Source organism: Nocardiopsis synnemataformans, assembly GCF_965343085.1.
GTDB lineage: Bacteria > Actinomycetota > Actinomycetes > Streptosporangiales > Streptosporangiaceae > Nocardiopsis > Nocardiopsis alborubida.
In genome coordinates this window covers 59543-65813 of sequence record NZ_CBDRFA010000047.1, presented here as the reverse complement: position 1 = coordinate 65813, position 6271 = coordinate 59543, and the positions used below count along the sequence as shown (strand labels likewise).

7 protein-coding genes are annotated in these 6271 nt (G+C 71.9%); all 7 read left to right on the top strand.

Features of this window, described 5'->3' with window-relative positions; genetic code table 11:
• Positions 1–536: 536 nt before the first annotated feature.
• Positions 537–1157 carry a DUF6230 family protein gene (locus tag ACSIH6_RS24820; protein ID WP_150250789.1) on the top strand — a complete coding sequence of 207 codons (621 nt, stop codon included), beginning with the start codon at positions 537–539 and terminating at the stop codon, positions 1155–1157.
• A gap of 71 nt (positions 1158–1228) precedes the next feature.
• Positions 1229–1603: a DUF6114 domain-containing protein gene (locus ACSIH6_RS24815; protein ID WP_435110713.1), complete on the top strand. Its 375-nt coding sequence runs from the start codon at positions 1229–1231 to the stop codon at positions 1601–1603.
• Between the two features lie 164 nt (positions 1604–1767).
• Positions 1768–2439, top strand: coding sequence for a hypothetical protein (locus ACSIH6_RS24810; protein WP_435110712.1), 672 nt, complete (start codon positions 1768–1770; stop codon positions 2437–2439).
• 587 nt (positions 2440–3026) lie between these two features.
• Positions 3027–4361 carry an AMP-binding protein gene (locus tag ACSIH6_RS24805; RefSeq protein WP_435110711.1) on the top strand — a complete coding sequence of 445 codons (1335 nt, stop codon included), beginning with the start codon at positions 3027–3029 and terminating at the stop codon, positions 4359–4361.
• A 154-nt stretch (positions 4362–4515) separates the two neighbouring features.
• Positions 4516–5010 (top strand): MarR family winged helix-turn-helix transcriptional regulator, encoded by a 495-nt coding sequence (locus ACSIH6_RS24800; RefSeq protein WP_435110710.1) that lies wholly within the window; start codon positions 4516–4518, stop codon positions 5008–5010.
• 206 nt (positions 5011–5216) lie between these two features.
• Positions 5217–5450 (top strand): hypothetical protein, encoded by a 234-nt coding sequence (locus ACSIH6_RS24795; protein ID WP_061083424.1) that lies wholly within the window; start codon positions 5217–5219, stop codon positions 5448–5450.
• 164 nt (positions 5451–5614) lie between these two features.
• On the top strand, positions 5615–6151 hold the full coding sequence (locus ACSIH6_RS24790; protein ID WP_435110709.1) for a Rossmann-fold NAD(P)-binding domain-containing protein: 537 nt from the start codon (positions 5615–5617) through the stop codon (positions 6149–6151).
• Positions 6152–6271: the final 120 nt, after the last annotated feature.

Sequence of the window (6271 nt, the reverse complement as noted above, 5' to 3'; positions counted from 1 at the left end):
GGAGGAGGAAGGATGTCGCCGGACCCGGTCCGGTTCTGAGTCGACCCGAGGGCCGCTCGCCGTCCCGTGGCGACTCGGAGAACACTACCCCCCTCGTGAACATCGAGCAAACCACAGTGCACGTGTCGCCGCTCACACGTCACCTCGGGCGCGTGTCCGCGCACGGGCAAGTGGGTGGGAGCCGACGACTCACCTGGCTGAGAAGACCGGTGCGGGAGAACGCTCACCCGAATGACAAAGAGCGTTCTCCACCAAATGCGTAGGCGCCTCGTCGACAAGCCCATTTGTACGTTTGCGCAGCTCAGGACCTTCCTCAACAGTGCCGCACTCATGTTTGGCGTGAAACTCGGAAAAGGTGGGAAAGTTCGGATAACACCCTTGAAATCTCCTCGGATGCAATACATGATGTGCAGCGTTACCGGAACGGACTCTGGTCCGGCGCCCCGACAGGCGGGGACGACCGCGACCAGGCCGCGTGCCGAAGGTTCGGGGGGACGGCAGGCGCAGCGCGGCCATGCACCCACGGAAGGACATGCATGGACACCACATCCCCCGACACCCCCGAGAGCCACACCAGCTGGAAGCGCTTCGCGCTCTTCTCGCTTCCCGCGGGCGCGGCCGTGGGCGGCATCCTGATCGCCATGGCCCAGGGTGCTCTCGCCGCCTCGTTCACCGTCTCCGGCCAGGAGTTCAAGATCGCCGCGGAGGAACTGAACGGCGAGGGCTTCGTCCAGTACGGCTGGCTGGACCAGACGGTCCGCGAGGAGGCCGTGCCGGTGGCCGTCGCCGGAATCCGGGAGGCCGAGATCCAGGGGCTGTGCCAGTCGGTCCTGACCGAGTTCCCCATCGTCGGGCAGATCTCTCTCCGGCTGACCGCCGGTGACCAGGGCACCCCGGTCATCGCGGAGAACCTGGTGATCGACATGTCGCAGATGGACGGCAACGCCTCCTTCGAGAACATCGAGATCGGCCGCGACGCGGGCACCCTCGACCAGGGCCCGGAGGGGGCGCGGGGGTTCAACGACCTGTTCGGCATGCAGTCCGACACGATCGTGATCGAGGACCTGGAGCAGACGGCCAGGGCCGCCAGCGCCGGGACCTTCCGTCTCTCCGGCCTGAGCATGGGCATCAGCATGGGGGACGACGAGTGCTTCTGAGGCCGTCGCGGAGTCTGGGGGCGCGCTGGCGCGGATGGCGCAAGCGCCGCCCCTTCGCGGGAGGGCTCCTGATGATCCTCTCCGGTGCCGTCATGGCGTCGCTCGTCGCGATGCCGGTGGAGCTGATGATCCAGACCGGTGTCGGCGGGGTCTCCTCGCTGATGTTCGGCGGCATGCTCGCCGTCCTGGGCCTGGTCACCTGGTTCACCCCGAACCAGCACGTCATCACCGGTTCGCTGGCCGGGTTCCTCGGTCTGGGCGCGCTCATCCTGTCCAACCTGGGCGGCCTGGTGGTCGGCACCCTGCTGGCGCTGGCCGGTGGCGGGCTGGCCTTCTCCTGGCGGCCGGTCGCCCGGCCGCCCCGGAGGAGGGGACGACGACGGAGGCACCGGGCGGAGGGGGAAGAGGGCGTGGAGGACCCTTCGGCCCCCCGGGCCGAGGACTGATCCCAGCCACCCGTACCACCGGGGACACGCGGGAGGGCATCACGAGCCCGTGTGTTCCCGGAGGCCACAGGAAAACCACGTCTACCGATTCGGCGCGTACACCCCCCGATCCCGCCGTGCGGCGCATCCTCGTGCCGTCCGGCCGTCACACACAAGGAGTACCCATGTCGGTTCCGCGACCGATATCCCCCGTCCGCGCCCTCCTGGCGACGGCCGCGGCGGGTGTCCTGGCCCTGGCTTGGGGCGGCAGCGCCTCCGCCCAGCAGGGTCCGACCACGGTGACGCCCGCCGGGGCGGCCTTCGAGGCCAGCCTGAGCGGCAGCGCCACCTTCACCGCCGGCAGCGTCGTGGTGACCTGCGACGCGTCGTCCACCTCTCCGGGCAACGGGAACAACCTGGTTCCCGCGGCTCCCGGCAACCACAACCCCGGCGGCGCGGTCTCCTCGACCATCAACGCGCCGAGCTTCACGGACTGCTCGACCAACGTCCCCTTCGTGTACGCGACGGTCACCGCGGCCGATCCCGTGTGGGAGATGACCATGCAACACGGGTCGCCGACCGTCGGCACCATGGTGATCCCCGCCGGGGGCATCGTGGTGACCACGAGCGGTCTGTCCTCGTGCACCGCGACGGTCAGCCCTGACGCGCCCGCCGCCATCGGCGGCACGTGGACCAACGGTTCCCCCGCCTCGACCCTGGCCTTCGACACCGCGGCCCCGGTCGAGGTGACGGGCGGGTTCGGCTGCCCGACCAGCGCGACGGAGGCTCCCTTCAACGCGGTCTACGAGGTGACCAACGCCGACGACCCGTCCTCACCCGTCACCGTGACCGGCTAGCTCCCACCGAACATGGCAGCTGCCCGGGGCCGCCGCGCGGTGTGCGCGGCGGCCCCGCCGCGGTGCCCGCGAGGTCCGCGTATGCCCGTCCTTCGTACGGGGGTGACAACCACGCGCCGGTAGGGACTCATCCGGGGACGGAGAAACGACGGGGGTTCCTCACCTACGGTCGCAGTACTTCCTGGGAGTCACGCGGCGAAGGCTCCCCGGTGAGGCGCGGAACGCTTCGCCCGTCCCCGTCGGCACCCTCGGAGACACCATGGCGCCCAACGCCGGAGGTCCGCCCGCCCCCTCACGCATGCGACACGTCCTGGAAACGGTGCGGGTGCTCGTCCGCGCCGGTGTGCTCAGCCCTGGACGCCCCGACAGGGTCGCCCGCCAGCTCCGCGCGCTGCGCACGTGGGGCGCCACGATCGCCGGGGGCTACGCAGCGGCGAACGAGCGCGTGCCCGACGCCGTCGCGGTGGTCGACGAGCGTGGCCCCACGACCTTCCGCGAGATGAACCTGCGCGGCCGCGAGCTGGCCCGGGACCTGCGCCGCGCGGGTGTGGGCGCGGGGGCGCGCGGGTGTGGGCGCGGGGGCGCGCGTGGGCGTGCTGTGCCGCAACCACAGCGGTTTCGTGCAGACGATGGTGGCCTGCGGGCGCCTGGGCGCCGACACCGTGCTGCTGAACACGGGGCTGTCGGCGGGCCAGTTGGCCGCGACGGTTGGGGACAACGGGGTGTCGGTGGTCGTCGCCGACGCCGAGTTCGAGGGGGTGTGCGCCGAACTCGAACCCGGTGTCGTGCGGGTGACGGCCTGGGGAGAGCCCTCCGACGGGGGGCCACGGGTGCCGTGGCAGGCGCGGGAGGGCGCGGAGGCCGACCCGGAGCCGCCGGAGCGCCCCGGCCGGTTGATCGTGCTGACGTCGGGGACGACGGGCACACCGAAGGGAGCGCGGAGGCCGACCCCGAAGGGGCCGCAGGACGCGGCGTCGGTGCTGTCGCGCATCCCGCTGCGCTCCTCGGACCGCATCCTGGTCTCGGCGCCGGTCTTCCACACGTGGGGGCTGGCGGGCGTGCAGCTGGGCATGTCGATGCGGGCGACGTTGGTGACGCGGCGGCTGTTCGAGCCGGAGGACGCGCTGCGCACGGTCCAGGAGGAGCGGTGCACGGCGCTGTTCGCGGTGCCGGTGATGCTGCGGCGGATCATGGACCTGCCCCGGTCCACGCGCGAGCGGTACGACACGTCGTCGCTGCGGATCGTGGCGTGCAGCGGCTCGTCGATGAGCCCGCAGCTGATCACGGACTTCATGGACGCGTTCGGGGACGTGCTCTACAACCTGTACGGGTCGACCGAGGTGTCGTGGGCGACGATCGCGACGCCCGGGGACATGCGGCTGTCCCCGACGACGGCGGGCCGCCCGCCCCTGGGGACGCGGATCGCGGTCCTGGACTCCGGCGGGGCGGAGGTCCCGCCGGGGACGGAGGGGTCGATCCACGTCGGCAACGACATGCTCTTCGACGGCTACACGGACGGGCGGAGCAAGAGGGTCGCGGACGGTCTGATGGAGACCGGCGACCGGGGCCACGTGGACGCGAACGGCCTGCTGCACGTGGCGGGACGGGACGACGACATGATCGTCTCGGGTGGGGAGAACGTGTTCCCCCGGCCGGTGGAGGAGGCGATCGTGACGCTTCCCGAGGTGCGTGAGGTCGTGGTGACGGGCGTGCCCGACGAGGAGTTCGGGCAGCGGTTCGCGGCGTACGTGGTGCCGCACGAGGGCCGGGGCGTGGACCCGAACCGGGTGCGGACGCACGTGCGGCAGGCGCTCGGGCGGTTCTCGGTGCCGCGCGACGTGGTGGTCGTGGACGGGCTGCCGCGCAACGCCACGGGCAAGGTGGTCAAGCGCCTGCTGCCCTACCAGGAACCGCGCCGGTAGGTCGGCGGGGTGACGGGAGGGGTTCCGGCACGAGGAAACGGCGCCCTCTCCGACCTGCGGCGACCCCACGCGTCACACATAGGGAACCCCGTACCACTTTTCTTTGCGCGCAAGGTAATTGTGGGCTTTGGAAATCGGGCGCGGGGTAACTACGATGGTGGCGATGGCCGACCGATCCCCCGCCCCCGCGGGCGGCTTCCCTCTTCCCGCAGTCGACGAGCAGATGTGCTTCGCTCTCTACGCGGCGTCGCGTGCGGTCACCAACCTGTACCGGCCCCTGCTGGAGCCGTTGGGGCTGACCTATCCCCAGTACCTGGTGATGATGCTGCTCTGGGAGCGCGGCGAGTGCTGGGTGAAGGACTTCGGTTCCGTGCTCCAACTGGACTACGGGACCCTCACACCGCTGCTCAAGCGGCTGGAGGCCCGGGGACTGCTGGTCCGGGGACGCGATCCGCGGGACGAGCGCTCCGTCCTCGTCGTCCTCACCGAGGAGGGCGGGCGGCTCAGGGCGCGCGCCGAGGGCATCCCGGAGGCGATCGGGAGGGTCATCGACCTCCCCGAGGAGGAGTTCGAGGCCACCAGGCTGGCGTTGCGCCGCCTGACCGCGAACGTTCTCGCGGGGGAGGCCCAGCTGCCCGAGGGCGGCTGAGGCACAACGGACTCCGTCCGCCGCGTCCGCCGTCGGGGGACGACGGACGGCAGCAGCGGACGGCGGGGACGGGCACCACGGGGGTCGTGTCCGTGCCCCGGAGCACGGGCGGGTCGCGGTCGCGGCCCGCCCGTATCCGTTGTCCGCCCGAAGCGCGTTCGCCGTTCCACCCGAGAGACGCCCCCCGCCGGGCTAGGGTTGGGGACATGTCGATCTGGGCGTCAGACAACCGCAGCGGGCAGGTCCGCGAGGCCCTGACCATGCTCCTGTCCCAGGGAGTGATTGACGACTTCCGCATCCGGCCGGACGAGGAGTTCCCCTTCCGGGTGACCGTCCCGGCCGGGGTGGTCCCGATGACCGAGCACCAGGCCGCGCACTTCGCGCTGGGCGCCGCGGTGAGCCACTTCGGGCGCCTGGCGCGCGGTGGGAGCGGAGCCTAGCCGCCGTTCCCTAGCAGCCTCCGGGTGTGTGCTCCCAGTAGTTCGGTGAGGTCTCGGTGAGCGACGTGGTGACGAAGACGTTCCACAGGCCGAGCGCGTCGCCAGAGCCGACCGCGTAGACCAGCCCCGTGCGGGCTCTCGTGCGGGACGCGGGGAGGGCTCGGATGCCCGAGGGGGTCGAGGTCGTCGGGAGCGACATCACCGATCCCAAGGCCGTGTCCTCCGCCGCCGAGGGAACCGCGGGGGCGTACCTGCTCTGGCCGGGGTACGGCACGGAGGGAATCGAGGAGACGGTGGCGGCCCTGACCGGACACGTGCGCCGGGTCGTCTACTTCTCGGCGGTCGCGGCCGGGGAGGACGCCGACAGCGTGTGGGGACGGGCGGAGAGCGCCGTGCGCGCCTCCGGCACGGTGACCGGGCCCGAGTCACTGACCCAGGCAGAGCAGGTGCGGATCCTCGGAGAGGAGACAGGACTGCCGGTGCGTTGGGATGAGCAGCCCGAGGAGGAGGCCCGCGCCGAGCTCACCGAGACCATGGGCGCCGACTTCGCCACCGCCGGGCTCGCCTACTGGGTCTCCCTCGTCGAGGCACCCGAGCCGGCCTCAGGGGACGTCGAGGCGGTCACCGGCCGACCCGCGCTGACCTTCCGCGCGTGGGCGCGCGAGCGCGCCGGGGACTTCACCGCGGGCGCGTCGACCTGACCCCCGGGCACCGTGCCCGGCACACGTCGAGCCGAACGCCCGGCACCGGCGCCGGGTCCTCGCGCCGCCCGGCCCTGGTGGTGACCGCCAGGGCCGGGAACCCGGGAACGCCCCGGCACC